Consider the following 16,948-nt stretch of genomic DNA (forward strand, 5'->3'; position numbering starts at 1 on the left):
CTTTGTTATTGATTGCTTTATTTCAGAGAGTTCACTGAAACTGTTTTCAGGGTAGCCGCTGCATCTTGCGAGGCTTTCAACTCATTAGCTGGCAGTGGAATCAAGCCTTTATCAGCCAAATAGCCGTCTGCACCCATTGCTGCATCGCTGGCAAACTCAACTAAAAACTCTTTCAGGCCAGCGACTTGACCGACATGGTTGTTCTTTGCGTAGATGAACATGGAACGCGCCATCGGGTACTTGCCGTTCATAACGGTTTCAGGTGTTGGTTCTACACCCGCAATAGGAACCGCTTTGAGTGAATCTGCGTTTTGTTCCAAGAAGCTATAACCGAACACGCCCAGTGATTTCGGGTTAGCTTGCAGCTTTTGCACGATCAGGTTGTCGTTTTCACCGGCTTCAACAAAGCGACCGTCTTCACGCAAGGTGTGGCACTTTTCTTTGAACATCTTTTCATCTTTCTTTTTCAGTTCAGGGATGCCTTTGAACAGCATACAACCTTTTTCGATGCCCAATTCTACGAAAGAGTCACGTGTACCAGACGTTGGTGGCGGCCCGATGACTTCGATTTCATTGGCTGGCAAGTTAGGGTTAAGGTCTTTCCAAGTGTTGTACGTGTTAGGCACGAATGTACCGTCTTCCATTGGAATTTCTTTGGCAACAGCCAAGTACAATTCGCGGGCAGACAGTTGGATAGGTTCACCTGTCTTGGATTGTGCGATAGCCAGACCGTCATAACCGATTTTGATTTCAGTGATGTCGGTAACGCCGTTTTTGATACAGGTTTCCATTTCACCTTTCTTCATGCGACGTGAAGCATTGGTGATGTCAGGGGTTTCAACGCCTGCACCTGAGCAGAACAGCTTCATCCCACCGCCAGTACCGGTGGATTCTACTTTAGGGGCTGCACCGCCGTTTTTCTTGGCAAACTGTTCAGCAACAGCGGTGCTGAATGGGAATACGGTGGAAGAACCGACGATTTCAATGTTGTCGCGTGCTTGTGCAACGCCAGCAGCAGCCGCTAGACCCAATACGACTGCCAAAGTGAGTTGTTTCATTCAAAAGCTCCTTAAAAGAATCCTGGATGGATTTGCGCGAATCGTAGAGCGTTTTAATGAAAGTTTTATGGCGGTTATATTAAGAAATGATGACGGTGCTCACGAGGTTTAATGTTTCACGATTTTTGAAAACATTTGGATAATGACCACGCCCGCAATGATCATGCCCATGCCAATAACAGCGGGTAAATCCAGCCGTTCATCGTACATAACAATGCCAATGACGCTGATCAGCACAATCCCCAGCCCTGACCATACCGCATAAGTGAACCCCAATGGCAGGGTGCGCAGCGCGAGCGTCATGAAATAAAACGCAAACCCATAACCCACGACCATGATCAGGGTAGGGATGGGCTTGGTAAATTCTTCTGTCGCCCGCAATGAACTGGTGGCAATGACTTCAGCGATGATAGCAAGCGCAAGGTAAAAATAAGACATAAGTTAGGGTTTTGGTTTTACACAACAAAGGACTGGTATCATAAACGGAATGCGAGTGTTATGGCATTGGATTCTTACCTATTATCGCCTTGTCATCAGTGTGTATTAGAGTTTTGTTATATTCAAGCATGACAAGACCCCACAGAGTGATCGTAAAATGAATGATAAAAAACATTGTGCAATGGATACCCGTGATTTAGTCACGCTATTGGCTGACTTAGCCGAGCAAATTGAAACCTTGATTGGCAAAAAAGGCGCGGTCAGCGTGTTCCGCTATGCAGGCAAGCAAATGGGCAAACGTTTAGGCGCTGGGCAATCCGGCGATGCGGAGCAGGCACGCGGTATTGTGGCAAAGTTCTTCAAAGACAAAGAGTTTATGGATGACGTGACGCTGGAAGGCAATGGTGCAGAACTCAGCGGTTGCCGTATCGGTTTGGTATTGCGTGACCGGGGCGTGCAAGCCGGTTCACATGCACTGTGCCATTTCGGGTTTGGCTTGATTGATGGCGTGACGGAAGCCGTGACAGGGCGCAAGATTATTACCCTGCATGTGGCTTCGGAATACCACGATGACGGCATTACGTGCCATGAAACTTGGTAACAGCACCAATTAAGCGGCGTGGCATCAAATTTGCTTAACATTACCGTGTGACAATACCGCCACCTCACGTTTAGGAACACGGATCATGAGCCTCAAAAAACAATACCTGAAAACTCGCCCGATTTGCAAAGTCACCTTTCGCATCGGCAAACCTGCTGCGCAAGCGGTCAACACCGTTCATTTAGTTGGTGATTTTAACGCTTGGGATAGGCAAGTAACCCCGATGACTGCGCTAAAAAATGGTGAATTCACCGCCATGTTGGAATTGGAAACCGCCATGTCGGAATACCAGTTTCGCTATTTGTATGACGGGTGTCGCTGGGAAAATGACTGGGAAGCCGATGGTTATGTGACCAACGGTGTGGACGGCGAGAATTCCATCGTTCGCGTGTGAACCAAAATAAGGTATAAACACCGGTTTCCATAGCGTGATAATGGAGCGCGGATGCCTGCTAGTTTTACCCACGGTTTTGCCTTTGACCCCAGTTACGGGTATTCGCTGGATGATTTTCTGGCGGTTGCTGTGCCGCCTGCACCGGCTGATTTTGCGGATTTTTGGCAAGCGCGTTATGCCCGTGCTTTGCAGGTACATCCCCGCCCGCGTATCACCCACACAGGAACGGCGCAGCATGGCTATGAAGTGTACGATTTGCGCTATTGTTCCACCGACCATTGCATGATTCGCGGGTGGGTATTGATTCCGCAACACCAGCCAGTGACGCGGGCGCTGGTATTTGGGCACGGTTACGGCGGTTGTGACGGCGCGGATTTTCGGTTGCGACCAGAAGGCACGGCGTTGGTGTTTCCGTGTTTGCGGGGGTTATCGCGCAGCCAACATCCGCCGATTTCGGCGAATCCGGCATTTCATGTGTTGCATGACATCGACAAGCCGGATCGCTATGTGATTGGCGGTTGTGTGGATGATGTGTGGCTGGCGGTGTCGGCGGCGCAGATGTTGTTTCCGGCGGCGACGGGGCATATTGGCTATTCCGGCATCAGTTTCGGGGGCGGGATTGGAGCATTGGCGTTGCCGTGGGATGCGCGGATTCAGCGGGCGCATGTGAATGTACCGACGTTTGGCAATCAGCCCTTGCGCTTGCAATTGCCGACCATTGGCAGCGGCGCGGCGGTGCAGCGTTACCAGCAGCAACACGGGAATGTGTTGAATACCTTGCAATATTATGATGCCGCGAATGCCGCGCAGTGGATTCAGCAGCCCATGCACGTTGCAGCAGCCTTGTTTGACCCCGCCGTTGCACCACCGGGGCAGTTTGCGGTGTACAACGCTTTGCCGGGGGAGAAAACGCTGTTTGTGCTGGAGGCAGGGCATTTTGATTACCCTAAGCGGGCAGAACAGGAACAGACGCTATTGCAGGAGTTGGAAGGGTTTTTCGCGCTATTGTAAAACGCTTGCAATATCGCACGCTTATGATGCGCCCATCGAAACAATGATTGTCGCAAACAGTAAGAAGGTCAGGTCAATGCAACGCGAATATCACCGCTGGCACAGTCCCCGCATGGGGCGGATGATGGAGTTGCTGGTTTTTGGGCACGCGGGAGCCAAGGTGCTGGTATTTCCGACCCGTGACGGGCGTTTCGATGAATACGAAAAGTTGCGCATTGTGCAGCAGCTTGCGCCCAAGATTAATGCAGGGCAATTGCAACTGTTTTGTGTGGATAGCGTGGATCACGATGCGCTGTATTGTTTTTGGAAACACCCTGCCGAACGTATCCGCCGTCACATGCAGTTTGAGGATTACATCCTGCATGAGGTGTTGCCGTTTATGCAGCATAAGAATCAGCACCCTTGCACCATTGCCCACGGCTGTAGTTTGGGGGCGTTCCATGCCGCCAATATCGCGTTTCGGCATCCGCACTTGTTTCAAAAACTGAGTGCATTTTCAGGGCGTTATGACTTGACGATGCAGACGGAAAGTTTTTCCGATCTGTTCAACGGGTATTATGACGACAATATCTATTTTCATACCCCGACGCATTTTTTGCCGAATTTGCACTGTGAGGGGCGATTACAGCATTTGCGGCAAATGGATATTGTGTTAGTGATCGGCAAGGAAGATCCGTTTCTGGGGAATAATCACTATTTGAGCCAGATATTGCACGGCAAAGGTATTCGGCACCAGTTGCATGAGTGGCATGAGCGGGCGCACCGGGGCTATTACTGGCGGCGTATGGCGCCGTTGTACGTGTGATTTCGTCCGACACAATATTGTCACATAGAAACGTTAGTATTCCGCTTGAAGCAAGGATTATGTTAATTCCCACCGTTGAGAATGCGAGGAATAGGAATGGATTACGACAATGTGACGGAAGACTTTAGCCGCGACTGGCTACAAGCGGAACTGGACGATACCTTGGATGACATGATCGAGATGGAATTCAGCGAACCCATGCTCAGCGAGGAAATCCGCAAAATCTACAAGCGCCAGCACCCGGATATGTTGGATAACCGCACTTATTACACCAACCTGCTACGCCTCCAATCTGAGCTGATCAAGCTGCAATACTGGGTTGAGAAGACCAATGCCAAAGTGCTGATTATCTGCGAAGGGCGCGATTCCGCAGGCAAGGGTGGTGTGATTAAGCGCATTACCCAGCGTCTGAATCCGCGTGTTGCGCGTGTGGTGGCCTTGCAAAAGCCGAGCGACCGCGAAATGACCCAATGGTATTTCCAGCGTTATGTGCCGCACCTGCCTGCGGGCGGTGAGATCGTGCTGTTTGACCGTTCTTGGTACAACCGCGCTGGTGTCGAGCGAGTAATGGGATTTGCGTCCGACAATCAGGTGGAACAATTTCTGCAAGACGTGCCGGAATTCGAGCGCATGTTGGTGCGTTCCGGCATTATTGTGCTGAAATACTGGTTCTCGATTACGGATGAGGAACAGCAGTTGCGCTTCCTGACGCGCATTCATGACCCGATGAAACAGTGGAAACTCAGCCCAATGGATTTGCAGTCGCGTGTGCGTTGGGAAGATTACACCAAGGCGAAGGAGGAAATGTTCGAGCGCACCAATATCCCGGAAGCGCCTTGGTACATCGTCGAGGGTAATGATAAGAAGCGCGAACGTCTGAACTGCATCGAGCATATTTTGTCGAAAATTCCGTATGAAGATGTCGCTACAGAGAAAGTGACGCTGCCGGAGCGGGTGTTCAACCCGGATTATGAGCGGCGCACGTTGCCGGATGATCTTTACGTGCCGAAGATTTATTGATTAGGGCTGAAGAAACCCCTCCAAACCTCCCCTTGTCAGGGGAGGCTTTTTTCTACCACTTACTTGATGATATTGCCCAAGTTGATCAACTGGGTTTCACCGTTGTTGTCTTTCACGCCATCGTTGTCGTTGATGATCAAGACATTGCCATTGGCGAGTACGGCTGAACCTTCGATCTTTTCCATCACCGGGCTACCAGTGGCTTTCAGGTCTGGCAGGATGTCGCGTACCAAGGTCTTGGCAACGGTTGCACCCGCCGCTACGCCGTTGGTGTCGATGCGGTACAGGCGTTTGATGGCAGCATCCGGCCCGCCTTGGTTATCACGCTCGACCACCAAGAATTGACCGTTACCCAGCGAAGTCAAGTCAGACAAACCGACCCAGCCGCCGTTTTTGGACGCGACCGCATCCAGCGGGTAAAACACAAAGCTCCAAGTTTTGGTCGCGGTGTCGTAGATGCCGATGCGTGGGTTGGCTTCCTTGTTCCAAGCGCGTTGGAAGGCGACGTAAGCCCGCCCGTTGTATTCCGCCACGCCTTCAAAGCCGAAACGGATTTGCTTGCTATTAATGTCGGCTGGCAGCGGGATGGCTTGCTGGATAATGCCGTTAGCGTCGGTCTTGAACAGCAGGTTAGCACTATTAACCGGGCGAGCTGCTTCACCCACCGTGCCTGCACCTTCGGAGGCAATCCAGAAACCGCCATCGCTGGCAACCGCTACACCTTCGGGGTCAAGGTTGACGGTTTTGTCGGCGTTGATCATGGCTTTCAGGTCGGCACTGTCAAACACGTCTTTGCGGGTATCGCTGTCGGCTTTGGCAGCCGCATCAACCGTGGCAACGGGCAAACTTCCCAGCACACTGTTTAGGTCGCTGATTTTGGCAGCAACGCTCAGCTTGGCAGGTTTACTGGATACGTCCAGTTTGAAGATGCGGTTTTGCTGGTAAACGCTGTCTTCGATCGCGTACACCGCGTTGGCATCATTCGGCGTCGCGGCAAGACCCGACATTGCACCCCACGCTACCGGCTGACCACTGGCATCATCGGTGGAAATAACCGTCGGGTATGCAGCGGTTTTGTCTTCGTAGCGGTAAATGTTCAGTGTTGAGCGAATAATGTCAGCACGCGCATCGACTTCGCTGGCAGCAATCAACAAATTGCGCGATGGAATCGCCAGCACACCTTCCGGCCCTGAACCCGCTGGCAACACTTGTTTCAGCACAGGTTTGCTGTTGTCGTTGGCGTTGTAGACGAAGACGGAGTTGGAGCGCTCGGACGCAACAAACAGGAATTTATTGGATTCAAAAGTGCCAGAATCGGCATTTTCCGGTTCATTGCCTTTGTTTTTGGAGCGGTCATCGGGGTAGTGACCCATGCGGATGGTTTGATGTTCCATGCTATTGCCTGCCGCAAACACCACCTCACCTTTGGTATTGAAAATGGTGAAACCACGGCTGCCACCCAACCAGTCGCCTTCGTCAGCGGTGACGAACAAGTCGGTGGATAACCACGTTACGCCATCCGGTTCACGTGCGATGGCACTCAATGTACCGTCGGTGGTAATCAGCGCCGGGACTTCTTCTTTGGTGTCGATTTTGTCGAGGTCTACCGCGCCTGCATTGAAATGGTTAGTGATTTTGCCATCGACTAAGTTCACCAAGGCGATGTGGTTGTTTTCTTGTAAGGTCACGACGGCGATGTTATTGCTGTTAATGTCGACGTATTCCGGCTCTGGGTCGCCGGGGGCAACGTCGGCTAAGCCGCTCATGTCAACTTTGCGGCTTGTCCATGCGCTGGGTTCGCCTTTGAGGTCGATGATCATTAGATAACCGGCGGGTGATTGGGGAATCGCGCCACTGTTCACGCTTTCATCGCGTTCGTTTTCGATGGCAATGGCGGCGTAATTACCGTCAGGGCTAACTGCTACGGAATCCGGTTGACCGCCAAGGTCGAGGGAGGCAACCACGGTTTTGCTGCTAAGGCTGACCACATCCAGTTTGCCGCTGGCATTGATGAAGTCGGCGGAGGTGTTGACACCGACCAGCGCGTAATTGCCTTTGACGGCAACGGAGGTCGGTTCGCCGCTCATTTTCAGTTTGCCAGCGGCTTTGGGTTTGGTCGGGTCGGTGATGTCAACGAAACCGATGGATTTGCTAGGGCTGTCGCTGTAAATCAGTGTCATGCCATCGGTGCTGGCGGCGACGATTTCAGCGGCGGTTGTGTCAGCAACATTGCAATCAGCATCCAGTTGCAGGCACACCGGAAACGAGGCAACGCGATTGAAATTTTTGGTGGTGGTGGTTGCCGGGGTGGTGGTGTTATCCGTGCCAGTGCTGGTTTCGTTGTTGTTATCGTTACAGGCACTTAAGCCGAGTGTGACCGCGAGCGCGAGGGCGCACAGTTTTAGGGAAACAGGTAGGCGCATGAAGGACTCCATAGCTGGGGATTAATAAAATAATCCGTAGAGTCTGAGAAGGTAATGTTAAGAATTGCTAACAGCATGATGAATATTTCATTAAATAACATTATCACAAAAACATCACCAAACATTCGCACCCCTGTAACCCTTCAGTCAGCACCATGCGCTGGATTCTCAACGTTTCCTACGGAGCGCCCCATGAAGCTGAAAAACGTCCACAGACCTTGGTCATTGAGTATTCTTTTAGCCTTATCTGCCAGTGTCCTGCTGATTTCTGGTTGCAACGATAATAATGAAACCGCTACCACGAGTGACACGACTAACACCACCAGCGCGGCGAAAACCACCCTCGCTATCCTCGCCACCACCGATGTCCACACCAATATCCTGTCTTACGACTACTACAAAACCACCGAAGACAAGACCATCGGTCTGGAACGCACCGCTGCCCTGATTCAGCAAGCACGGGCGCAATACCCCAACAGCATCTTGCTGGACAATGGCGACACCCTGCAAGGCACGGCAATGTCGGATTATCAAGCGGTCGTGAAACCCGTGACGTGTGGCGAAACCGCTGCCCAAATCAAAGTGATGAATTACCTGCGTTACGACGCAATGGCTTACGGCAACCACGAATTCAACTACGGCTTGCCTTGGCTGGATCAAGTGACTGGCAAGAACGGCTGTGCGGGCGCTAATTTCCCCATCGTGGTTGCCAATGTGCTGAATGTCGATGACAAAAAACCACGTTACCCTGCAACCACCATCGTCGAAAAAACCATCGACGGCAAACCGCTTAAGATCGGTGTTTTCGGCGTCACCCCACCGCAAATCGTCTTGTGGGATAAACGCCATCTGGATGGCAAAGTCGTCACCGAAGGCATCAAGGAAGGCGCGACCAAAGCCGTGGCAGAACTCAAAGCCAAGGGTGCTGACATCATCGTTGCGCTCAACCACGGCGGCATGACCAAACAACCTTACTCCGCCGAGTTGGAAAGCGCCGGTAATTACGTGGCAGAAGTACCCGGCATTCATGCGATGATCATGGGGCATTCCCACAGCTTTTTCCCGGATGGCAAAGCCTACGCCGATATTCCGAAGGTGGATAACAAAACCGGCAAAGTGAATGGCGTACCTGCGGTGATGCCCGGTTTCTGGGGCAACCATTTGGGCGTGATCACGCTGGAGCTGGAGCAAAAAGATGGCAAATGGTCAGTCGCCAGTTCCAAAAGCGAAATCCGCCCGATTGCGATTAAAGATGCCGCAGGCACAACCACTGGCTACGTCGCACCCGATCCACAAGTGAAAACCTTGGTGCAAGCGGAACACGATGCCACGGTCACTTACGTCAGTACCCCGATTGGCACGAGCGAAATGCCGATTGCCAGCTTCTTTTCGCACGTGGGGGATACCACCGCGCTGGAGCTGATCAATAAGGCGCAAACCCGCTACGTCAATGATTACGTGAAAGCCAATTTGCCACAATACGCCAGCTTGCCGGTGTTATCAGCCGCAGCACCGTTTAAGATGAATTTCCGGGGGTCGGGTTACACCGATATTCCTGCCGGTGGGGTGGCAATCAAGAACGTTGCCGACTTGTACCTTTACCCGAATACTGTGCAAGCGGTGAAAATTGACGGCAAAGCGGTTAAAGCCTGGTTGGAAAAATCCGCGCAATATTTCAAGACCATTGACCCGACCAAGGCCGAGGCTCAGGAATTGATTGATAGCACTTTCCCGTCCTACAACTTTGACGTGATAGATGGCGTGACGTATGAGATTGATGTTGCCGCCGCCGTGGGCAGCCGTATCAAGAACCTGAGTTACCAAGGCGTGCCAGTGACGGATACGCAGGAATTCATCGTGGCCACCAACAATTACCGTGCTTCTGGCGGCGGTGGGTTTGCCGGTTTGAATGGTAGCCAGACGATTTTTGAATCACCGGATACCAACCGCGACATGATTGTGGAATACATCAAAACCACCAAAACCCTGACCAAAGCGAATAGCGGTGCGGATAAGAACTGGCGTTTTGCCCCGACACTGACCGGAGGCACAGTCACGTTCAAATCGGCTTGCGACAAGCTGGTGGTGGCGACGGCTGATGACATTGCCAATGTGACCCAAACCAGTGCGGCTAAAGACGAGAACGGTGACTGTACTTACAGCATCGACTTGAGCAAGTAAGCCTTTTTTGAGCGACCGCCTAGTGCATCGTCATTCCTTAGATTTGGGATAAATGGATTTGAGTTTACAGCGTGCATCGCTGATGTTCATCTGCCAATCCACCCCACGCTGCTGGCTATTCACGTCGGTAGACCATGCTGCAATTTCTTTCTGTAAGGTTTCAATATCGCCAATACGGCGACCTGATACACACTGGCGCGTCATGGAACTCAATTCATTTTCAGCGATGTTGAGCCAACTGCCATGTTTAGGGGTATGGCAGAACTCAATCCGACGTACCAATGCCCGCGCCCGTTCCGGTTCAAAGGCTTCATAAAATGCACCCTTGGTGTGGGTGTTAAGGTTGTCGCTAACCAAGGTGATTTTGTCACACTCCGCGTAACGCCCTTCCAGCAGCTCGGCAACTTCAATCGCCCAGTCCACTTTCGTCCGGCGTGGTCGGGCATGGGCTTCGCGCCAACCCGATAGCGGTTCGGTGAACATAAAGATGCTGGCTGTACCCGCCCGTTCGTATTCGTAATCCACCCGACGGGGATGGATTTGGGTCGCTGCAATCGGTTGACGGGTTTCTTTGGTGAGCTGCACGGGTTGCTCATCCATGCAAATCACCGGATGCTGGGCATCATAGGGTTTCGCATAGGTTTCAAGCACTTCCTCCATATTAGCCACAAACTCGGCATCACTGTCCGGTGGGATAACCCAATATTGGAGCTTGCGCGAGGTCATACCGTTTTTTTTAGCATCTTCCGTAGGGTTTCGTGGCTAACCGACTCCACGATCGCCAATTCAATCACGTGGCGGGTGAGCAGGCGCAATGACCAGTTGGCATAACCCGCTGGCGGCGAACCTAAGCGCAACGCGATAATCTTCGCCTCTTGTTCGCCATCCAGTATTGTTGGGATGGGTGGGTGTTCACGTCGCTTGCCGTCCAATGCCTGCTGAAAACCGTGCTGCACCAACTGTTGGCGAATATTTTCAACGGTCTTTGTCCGGCAGTTGAAGGCTTCAGCTATCTGACGGTCTGTCCAGTTGGCTCCTTCTACATCAGCTTTCAGCAAAATCTGTGCACGGCGGACTCTTTGTCCACTGCCACGGAGTTTCTTGATGGTTTCTTCAAGGATCTGACGCTCTTCATCGCTTAAGCGGACAATGTATTTCTTTTGCATGGGCTAACCTTTCGTGTGTTGCCCATAGCATCTACCTAAATCAGGTGACTTAAAACCCTAATTTCTGAATTTGGCAATGCACTAGCCATCAAAATCTGTTGTCACCCAACTGCCGTGTTTAACATGGCAGTTTTTGTGAGGGTGAAACATGGATATTTTATCTTGGTTTATGGGCGATGGCTTGGCGGTGTTTAATATCGCGTTTACTGGGGGGTTAATAGCGCTCATTTTACTCTGGAAAGTGTACCGATGGCGCTCGCGGTCGCGTTGCCCGGCGTGTAAGACGCAAGGTGCATACCAGCCGACGGGCGCTGTCAACGCGATTACCCGCAGAGAGGAGCATCGCTGCGAGATGTGCGGGTATATGGACTGGGTAAAACCGCGCCACGGCGGTGGTGATAATGGGGGCGATATTGGTTGGGGTGATGGCGGCGGCGATGGCGGCGGCGATGGCGGTGATTAAGAAAAGCCCTGCAAGTGATGGCAGGGCTTTCGTGTTGTGAACGCGCTAAACCGCCTTACTCGAAATAAAACTTCCCAAACAAGGCTTCCATTTCCTCTTTAGTAAACAGCGAACCGCTCACGGGTTTTAATCCTGCTGGCGCTGAGGGTTTGGTCTCAGGCTCCGCCGGTAAACCCAGCAGTTCCACTGCCCGTTCATGCGCCACCATCGCTGCGCTGCGGAACGGGTAGGTTTGCTGATGGAAGGAATAGCGCCCTGCCTGAATGGTCGTGAAAGCGATCAAGGCATCTTCCCCATGCAAACGGCTGAACGTGCAATGCGTTAAGCGCCCCTGTTCAAGGGCGAAGCGGCAAGACGCATTGTCATGGGTCGCAATCAGCAAGGTGCCAGATAATTTCTGGACAACCACGTCAATTAACCCATTCCATAAGACGAGGTAAGGGTGGTAATCACGATTTGGCATGTAACACTCGTAAGATCAAATTAACTGCGCACCAGCTTGCGCTTGCCCGCACCGGCTACCGTGGTTTTCAGGCTTTTTTCCAGCTTGGTGGTGTAAGTGCTGGTTTTGACGCTGGAAACAAAGTACCAGTCCGCTTTGGCTTCGGTCGCATTCACGCTTAACACCATGTAACCCCGTTGTGCGGTATCCGCGTAAGCCAGCGTGGGGATTAATTGCTGCACGCCAGCCGCCAATTCCGCCGGTTTGGTGTCGGGGATGTATTCTTCCAAACCCGGCGAGGAGACGGATGGTGTCGCAAATTCCACCCCGATGGCATTGCCACTCACGTCTTGCAAATCGCTTGCCCAAGCATTGTGGGTATCGCCGCTTAACACCACCACGTTTTTGTCCAATGCCCGTGCGGTGCCGAACACCGTTTCGCGGGCTACGGCATAACCATCCCACGCATCCAGATTGTAAGGGATGCTGGGGGCGGCGATGATGGCTTGATTCACCGGGTCATTGACGATGGTAAGTTGTGCCGCTGTCATGCCCGCTGCCAGCAGGTTTTCCGGGGTAACAGGTGTGCCTGCCGCTGTCAGTTTGGCAACCAAGGTTTGGTAGGTGATAAATGCGACGGCAAGCACCCCATACTGGGCAAAGCTGACGGTAGGCTTTTGCGGGGTTGGCGTCAGCAACGGCGAGGGTAGGTACATCTTGCCCATTAGGATTTGTTGCCCCAATACTTGCCAAGTTGCGCCGGATGCCGCCAGTTGGCTCTGCAACCACGCCATTTGTTCCGCGCCCAACAATTGGCGGGTCGGGTCTGCCATGTCAGCGGCAAAAGTCGTGGCATTGAATGCGCCAGTGGTCGGGTCAATGTATGTGGCGTAGTCGAGTTGCTTGTCACGTCCACCGGCACGGGTATCGAGCATGTGCAAGCTCAACAATGTACCGAAGTCGAACGAGCGGTAAGCCCGCAGCGGGTTGCTGGCATCTTGTTCGCGTACTGGCAACCATTCTTGCCAGGCTTTCAGGGCAGCGGCGCGGCGCAAGGCAAAGTCGCCTTCGGTCGCCGCTGTGTGGTTTTCCGCGCCATCTTTCCAAGTGTCGTTGGCAATTTCGTGGTCATCCCAGATGCAGATGAAAGGCAGTTTGGCATGGACTGCTTGCAAGTCCTTATCGCTGCGGTATTGCGCGTAACGCTGACGGTAATCGTCGATTTTCACCAATTCATTGGCGGGCAGGGCAATCCGCCCCAATTTTGCGGCATCAGCCGACGCATATTGATCAGCACCGGCTGGGTATTCGTAGATGTAATCGCCTAAGTGGATGGCGGCAAACAAATCATCGCGCTTGGCGGCTTCGGCATAAACGTGGAAATAACCCGCTGGGTAATTGGCGCATGAAAATACCGCGAGTTTCACTTCATCCGGCGAGGCTTGTGGTAAGGTGCGGGTTTTGCCGACGGGCGACGTGCTGCCATCGGCTTTGAAGCGGTAATAGTACGTGTTGCCAGCAATCAAACCAGCGGCATCGACCTTAACGGTGTAATCACGGGCGGCATCGGTTTTGGTTTCACCTTTGCTCACGACGTTGGCGAAGGCGGCATCGCTGGCAACTTCCCACGTCACGCTGGTGTTGGTGGCGTTGGCGCTGGGCAATACCCGCGTCCACAATATCACGCGATCAGCCAATGGGTCGCCGCTGGCAATCCCGTGAGTAAAACTGGCAGCCGTAGCGGTGGTTGCGCTGTCATTGTCATTATTATTGCAACCCGTGAGTAAGCCACTGGCAAGCGCACTCGAACCCAAAATGGCGTGGCGAATAAAATTACGGCGATCAATAGGGGGCATGGCACTCTCCGGCTGGTTTTAAATGACGACCATGATAGAGGTGGGAATGTGTCAATGCGGTGAAAAGGGGATGATTTTTTCGTTATCCGCCCTGCGCATCAGGGGCATTGGTCGCTATCTGTAACCGAAGTTGTTGAATCGTATCAATTGCCAGCCCCGTCATGCTGGCAATCTCTGCCTCAGAAATTATACCCAGCCGCAGCAGATGATAGGCCACCTCCTTTGCCTTTTCAGCCATACCTTCTGCCTTGCCTTCCACCATGCCTTCCGCTTTGCCCTCCTGCCAACCTTCGTCGCGAGCCGTATCTGTCACATTTTTCAAATCACGGTAATATTTAAGACTGTCTTCGTACACTTGGCGTTCAATGGGGCTGAATTGAGCAATGTTGGCAACCGCGAACAGTTTCAGGAAAATGGCTTCTTGCAATTCCGGTGGGATTTCCTGCAACTCATGCAAATGCCTGAAAATGTAAAACCATTTGTCTTGCAGGGTGCGCAGTTCCCCACGTGTCTTTTGAAAATGTGGCAGCGTCAGGTAGATGAACGTCAGTTTGTCGTAAAATACGTGTCCGTTCTGGTTTTTCAGTTGGATGAAGTGGACGACTTCATGATCATCTTCGCGCCGGTCTTCATCAAACACAAAGTCGAGGATACCGACCGTGTAAACCGCCGTGAGCTTATAATCCCAATCACCGCGTTGCGCCTGTTCCTGAATCGGGAAGGTGGCGTAATAAAGGCTGCGGTCTTTGAAATAATTCTGCTTGGCTTTTTGCAGTTCCACAATAAAGCGCTCGCCCGTGCTGCTGGTACAACTCAGGTCGAAAATTGCCTTGCGGTCGAGGGCGTTAGCGCCTTGGTATTCATTCTTGGTGAATTGCAAATCCTGAATACGGTGTTTTTCAGGCAACAAGGTGTTTAAGAAGCTGATCAGCAGGTCTTTGTTCGGCTCTTCACCAAACAGCTTTTTGAAACCGAAGTCAGTGAATAGGTTAATGAATTTATCTTGCATGGCGCTCGCCTGTCAGGTGGCTGGATGGAGTGAGTTTAGCATAAATGAATCCTCCAACAGCGATGCTCCCGAACACACATCCTTATATCTTACATGTGCCAGCGCACAGTAAAGCCCAATTAATTAAGTTGTCATCAAACTGCTGTATATCAGAAGCATCCAAACAACCCGGAGTCTTATGATGAAATTTCAGCATTCCCTATTAGTCGGCTTGTGCGTTTCCACGTTAGTACTAATCAGCGGCTGTAACGATAATGACACCCCAGCAGCAGCAAGCGACACCGCCACTACCCCTGCGACCAGCCTGCGCATTTTGCACATCAACGACCACCATTCACACTTGCAACCCAACAGCGCCACGTTGACGCTGGCGGGCAAAGCCACTGCCGTTAAAACCGGCGGCTTCCCGCGTGTGGTGTCTAAAATCAACGAATTGGCAGCCAGCGGCGGCAATGTATTGAAACTGCACGCAGGTGATGCAACTACCGGCGATTTGTATTTCACCCTGTTCAAAGGCAAAGCCGACGCGGAGCAGATGAATCAGGTCTGTTTTGATGCCTTCACGCTGGGGAATCACGAATTCGACTCTGGCGATGCCGGTTTGAAAAACTTCCTCGATTTCCTCAATAGCAGCGCAGCCTGTAAAACCGACGTATTGTCTGCCAACGTGCAGCCTAAAGTTGGTACGTCACCACTGGCGCTGAATTCTGCCACCGATTACATCAAGCCTTACACCGTCAAAGAAATTAACGGGCAGAAATTCGGCATTATCGGCTTGACCATTGCAGGCAAAACCAAAAATTCTTCCAGCCCGGATGAAACCACCCTGTTTGCCAATGAAGCCACTACCGCACAAAAATACATCGACGAACTGGCAGGGCAGGGTGTCAACAAGATCATTTTGCTGACGCATCAAGGTTACGACAATGATCAAACCATCGCCAAGCAGCTCAAAGGCGTTGACGTGATTGTAGGTGGCGATTCGCATACCTTATTAGGCGAGGGTTTCAAAGCTTTTGGCTTGACTCCCGCAGGCGCTTACCCAACCAAAACCACCGACGCGAATGGCAAGCAAGTGTGCATTGCCCAAGCGTCACAATACAGCGACATCGTGGGTGAATTGAATATTGAGTTCAATGCCAGTGGTGAGGTGAGCGCGTGTTTCGGTACACCGCACTTGTTGCTGAGCGACACCTTCAAAGTGAGCAATGTGGAACTGACGGGTGCGGAGCATGATGCGGTGCTGAAAGTGGTAGCCGATGCGCCGGAACTGTCCCTTGTAACTTCGGATGCCGCCGCGCAAGCCAACCTCGATAGCTATTCCCAGCAAGTTGACGTGTTGAAGCAAACCAAAATCGGCGTAGCTGCTGAAACGCTGTGCCATGAGCGCATTCCCAACCAAGGTTTGAGCAAGACCGCAGGCTGCACCGTTGCTACCCAGTCAAATGGTAGTGACATTGCCAATATCGTTTCCAAAGCGTTTTTGGAAATGAGCCTGACTTCTGACATTTGCTTGCAGAATGCTGGCGGTGTGCGCGTTGATGTACCCGCAGGCGATATTACCCTCGGTACGGCTTACACCTTGCTGCCGTTTGCTAATACGCTGACTGAAATGGATATGACTGGGAAAGAAATCATCGACTCCTTGGAAGATGGCATTGATTTCGCGCTGAATCCACAAGGTTCAACAGGTTCATACCCGTATGCAGCCGGTTTGCGTTGGGAAGCGGATTTATCGCAAGCCAAAGGTGCGCGTGTCACCAATGTGCAAGTTAACCCGCGTGTTACGGGGGCGTGGGTCGCCATTGATCCGGCGAAAACTTACAAGGTTGTGACCAACAGTTTCCTCGCGACCGGTGGCGATGGTTACACCACCTTCAAGAATCTGGCAGCGGCTAAAAAGCTGAACACCTACCTGGATTACGCGCAATCCTTCGCTGATTACGTGACTCGCGAAACCGCAGCGGGACGTAGTGTGATGAAATTGCCGTTAGAGGAATACAGTACTCAACGCTTCATCGACAAGGGTGGTGTGTTGCGTTGATGACATCATTTCTTAATATTGCTGCAACATAACTTTC

At 52.0% G+C, this 16,948-nt stretch carries 16 protein-coding genes; 8 read left to right on the top strand and 8 right to left on the bottom strand.

What is annotated here, in order from left to right; all coding sequences use genetic code 11:
• Nucleotides 1–17 precede the first annotated feature (17 nt).
• Together HMY34_RS17935 and HMY34_RS17940 are read right to left on the bottom strand one after the other, a co-directional pair.
• Nucleotides 18–1,058, bottom strand: a complete 1,041-nt coding sequence (locus HMY34_RS17935) for a substrate-binding domain-containing protein (protein WP_202716790.1) — start codon at nucleotides 1,056–1,058, stop codon at nucleotides 18–20.
• A 108-nt stretch (nucleotides 1,059–1,166) separates the two neighbouring features.
• Nucleotides 1,167–1,496 (bottom strand): DMT family transporter, encoded by a 330-nt coding sequence (locus tag HMY34_RS17940; protein ID WP_202716791.1) that lies wholly within the window; start codon nucleotides 1,494–1,496, stop codon nucleotides 1,167–1,169.
• A gap of 157 nt (nucleotides 1,497–1,653) precedes the next feature.
• On the opposite strand from HMY34_RS17940, the gene HMY34_RS17945 reads away from it, so the two are divergent.
• The 5 genes from HMY34_RS17945 to ppk2 all read left to right on the top strand — a co-directional run bounded on the left by HMY34_RS17945 (nucleotide 1,654) and on the right by ppk2 (nucleotide 5,327).
• Complete coding sequence (locus tag HMY34_RS17945) at nucleotides 1,654–2,097, top strand: hypothetical protein (RefSeq protein ID WP_202716792.1); 444 nt, start codon at nucleotides 1,654–1,656, stop codon at nucleotides 2,095–2,097.
• Nucleotides 2,098–2,182: 85 nt separating this feature from the next.
• Nucleotides 2,183–2,491: an isoamylase early set domain-containing protein gene (locus HMY34_RS17950; RefSeq protein ID WP_202716793.1), complete on the top strand. Its 309-nt coding sequence runs from the start codon at nucleotides 2,183–2,185 to the stop codon at nucleotides 2,489–2,491.
• A gap of 51 nt (nucleotides 2,492–2,542) precedes the next feature.
• Nucleotides 2,543–3,502: an acetylxylan esterase gene (locus tag HMY34_RS17955; protein WP_202716794.1), complete on the top strand. Its 960-nt coding sequence runs from the start codon at nucleotides 2,543–2,545 to the stop codon at nucleotides 3,500–3,502.
• A gap of 76 nt (nucleotides 3,503–3,578) precedes the next feature.
• Nucleotides 3,579–4,307, top strand: coding sequence for an esterase family protein (locus tag HMY34_RS17960; RefSeq protein ID WP_202716795.1), 729 nt, complete (start codon nucleotides 3,579–3,581; stop codon nucleotides 4,305–4,307).
• A 180-nt stretch (nucleotides 4,308–4,487) separates the two neighbouring features.
• Entirely contained in the window at nucleotides 4,488–5,327 is an 840-nt protein-coding gene (gene ppk2 / locus HMY34_RS17965) for a polyphosphate kinase 2 (protein WP_202719244.1), read from the top strand.
• A gap of 59 nt (nucleotides 5,328–5,386) precedes the next feature.
• Here the strand turns inward: ppk2 and HMY34_RS17970 are convergent, their stop codons facing one another.
• Complete coding sequence (locus HMY34_RS17970; RefSeq protein ID WP_202716796.1) at nucleotides 5,387–7,750, bottom strand: esterase-like activity of phytase family protein; 2,364 nt, start codon at nucleotides 7,748–7,750, stop codon at nucleotides 5,387–5,389.
• Nucleotides 7,751–7,942: 192 nt separating this feature from the next.
• On the opposite strand from HMY34_RS17970, the gene HMY34_RS17975 reads away from it, so the two are divergent.
• The gene (locus HMY34_RS17975; protein ID WP_202716797.1) at nucleotides 7,943–9,931 is read left to right on the top strand and encodes a bifunctional 2',3'-cyclic-nucleotide 2'-phosphodiesterase/3'-nucleotidase; all 1,989 of its coding nucleotides are present in this window, start codon (nucleotides 7,943–7,945) and stop codon (nucleotides 9,929–9,931) included.
• 30 nt (nucleotides 9,932–9,961) lie between these two features.
• Here HMY34_RS17975 and HMY34_RS17980 read toward each other — a convergent pair whose 3' ends face one another.
• Together HMY34_RS17980 and HMY34_RS17985 are read right to left on the bottom strand one after the other, a co-directional pair.
• Nucleotides 9,962–10,657 (bottom strand): IS630 family transposase, encoded by a 696-nt coding sequence (locus HMY34_RS17980; RefSeq protein ID WP_202715967.1) that lies wholly within the window; start codon nucleotides 10,655–10,657, stop codon nucleotides 9,962–9,964.
• Nucleotides 10,654–11,097: a helix-turn-helix domain-containing protein gene (locus tag HMY34_RS17985; protein WP_202716425.1), complete on the bottom strand. Its 444-nt coding sequence runs from the start codon at nucleotides 11,095–11,097 to the stop codon at nucleotides 10,654–10,656. The genes HMY34_RS17980 and HMY34_RS17985 overlap by 4 nt, the downstream gene beginning before the upstream one ends.
• Before the next feature lie 148 nt (nucleotides 11,098–11,245).
• Here HMY34_RS17985 and HMY34_RS17990 point away from each other — a divergent pair, with 148 nt between their 5' ends.
• Nucleotides 11,246–11,560, top strand: a complete 315-nt coding sequence (locus tag HMY34_RS17990; protein ID WP_202716798.1) for a hypothetical protein — start codon at nucleotides 11,246–11,248, stop codon at nucleotides 11,558–11,560.
• Between the two features lie 55 nt (nucleotides 11,561–11,615).
• On the opposite strand, the gene HMY34_RS17995 is transcribed toward HMY34_RS17990, so the two are convergent.
• From HMY34_RS17995 to HMY34_RS18005, 3 genes are all read right to left on the bottom strand, one after another.
• A complete protein-coding gene (locus HMY34_RS17995; protein WP_202716799.1) occupies nucleotides 11,616–12,023 on the bottom strand; it encodes a DUF4388 domain-containing protein in 408 nt (135 codons plus the stop codon).
• A gap of 20 nt (nucleotides 12,024–12,043) precedes the next feature.
• Nucleotides 12,044–13,858 (bottom strand): alkaline phosphatase D family protein, encoded by a 1,815-nt coding sequence (locus HMY34_RS18000; protein WP_202716800.1) that lies wholly within the window; start codon nucleotides 13,856–13,858, stop codon nucleotides 12,044–12,046.
• An 82-nt stretch (nucleotides 13,859–13,940) separates the two neighbouring features.
• The gene (locus HMY34_RS18005) at nucleotides 13,941–14,867 is read right to left on the bottom strand and encodes an Rpn family recombination-promoting nuclease/putative transposase (RefSeq protein ID WP_202716801.1); all 927 of its coding nucleotides are present in this window, start codon (nucleotides 14,865–14,867) and stop codon (nucleotides 13,941–13,943) included.
• Nucleotides 14,868–15,045: 178 nt separating this feature from the next.
• On the opposite strand from HMY34_RS18005, the gene nadN reads away from it, so the two are divergent.
• Nucleotides 15,046–16,911, top strand: coding sequence for an NAD nucleotidase (gene nadN, locus HMY34_RS18010; RefSeq protein WP_228287909.1), 1,866 nt, complete (start codon nucleotides 15,046–15,048; stop codon nucleotides 16,909–16,911).
• The last annotated feature ends 37 nt before the right edge of the window (nucleotides 16,912–16,948 follow it).

Source organism: Thiothrix subterranea, from assembly GCF_016772315.1.
Taxonomy (GTDB): domain Bacteria; phylum Pseudomonadota; class Gammaproteobacteria; order Thiotrichales; family Thiotrichaceae; genus Thiothrix; species Thiothrix subterranea.

Excerpts from the sequence above, each read along its gene's own strand:
- HMY34_RS17950 (WP_202716793.1), top strand. The coding sequence starts at position 2,183 with ATGAGCCTCAAAAAACAATACCTGAAAACTCGCCCGATTTGCAAAGTC.
- HMY34_RS17970 (WP_202716796.1), bottom strand. The coding sequence starts at position 7,750 with ATGCGCCTACCTGTTTCCCTAAAACTGTGCGCCCTCGCGCTCGCGGTC.
- HMY34_RS17975 (WP_202716797.1), top strand. The coding sequence starts at position 7,943 with ATGAAGCTGAAAAACGTCCACAGACCTTGGTCATTGAGTATTCTTTTA.
- ppk2 (WP_202719244.1), top strand. The coding sequence starts at position 4,488 with ATGGAATTCAGCGAACCCATGCTCAGCGAGGAAATCCGCAAAATCTAC.
- HMY34_RS18005 (WP_202716801.1), bottom strand. The coding sequence starts at position 14,867 with ATGCAAGATAAATTCATTAACCTATTCACTGACTTCGGTTTCAAAAAG.
- nadN (WP_228287909.1), top strand. The coding sequence starts at position 15,046 with ATGATGAAATTTCAGCATTCCCTATTAGTCGGCTTGTGCGTTTCCACG.
- HMY34_RS18000 (WP_202716800.1), bottom strand. The coding sequence starts at position 13,858 with ATGCCCCCTATTGATCGCCGTAATTTTATTCGCCACGCCATTTTGGGT.
- HMY34_RS17935 (WP_202716790.1), bottom strand. The coding sequence starts at position 1,058 with ATGAAACAACTCACTTTGGCAGTCGTATTGGGTCTAGCGGCTGCTGCT.
- HMY34_RS17940 (WP_202716791.1), bottom strand. The coding sequence starts at position 1,496 with ATGTCTTATTTTTACCTTGCGCTTGCTATCATCGCTGAAGTCATTGCC.
- HMY34_RS17995 (WP_202716799.1), bottom strand. The coding sequence starts at position 12,023 with ATGCCAAATCGTGATTACCACCCTTACCTCGTCTTATGGAATGGGTTA.
- HMY34_RS17955 (WP_202716794.1), top strand. The coding sequence starts at position 2,543 with ATGCCTGCTAGTTTTACCCACGGTTTTGCCTTTGACCCCAGTTACGGG.
- HMY34_RS17990 (WP_202716798.1), top strand. The coding sequence starts at position 11,246 with ATGGATATTTTATCTTGGTTTATGGGCGATGGCTTGGCGGTGTTTAAT.
- HMY34_RS17960 (WP_202716795.1), top strand. The coding sequence starts at position 3,579 with ATGCAACGCGAATATCACCGCTGGCACAGTCCCCGCATGGGGCGGATG.
- HMY34_RS17980 (WP_202715967.1), bottom strand. The coding sequence starts at position 10,657 with ATGACCTCGCGCAAGCTCCAATATTGGGTTATCCCACCGGACAGTGAT.
- HMY34_RS17945 (WP_202716792.1), top strand. The coding sequence starts at position 1,654 with ATGAATGATAAAAAACATTGTGCAATGGATACCCGTGATTTAGTCACG.
- HMY34_RS17985 (WP_202716425.1), bottom strand. The coding sequence starts at position 11,097 with ATGCAAAAGAAATACATTGTCCGCTTAAGCGATGAAGAGCGTCAGATC.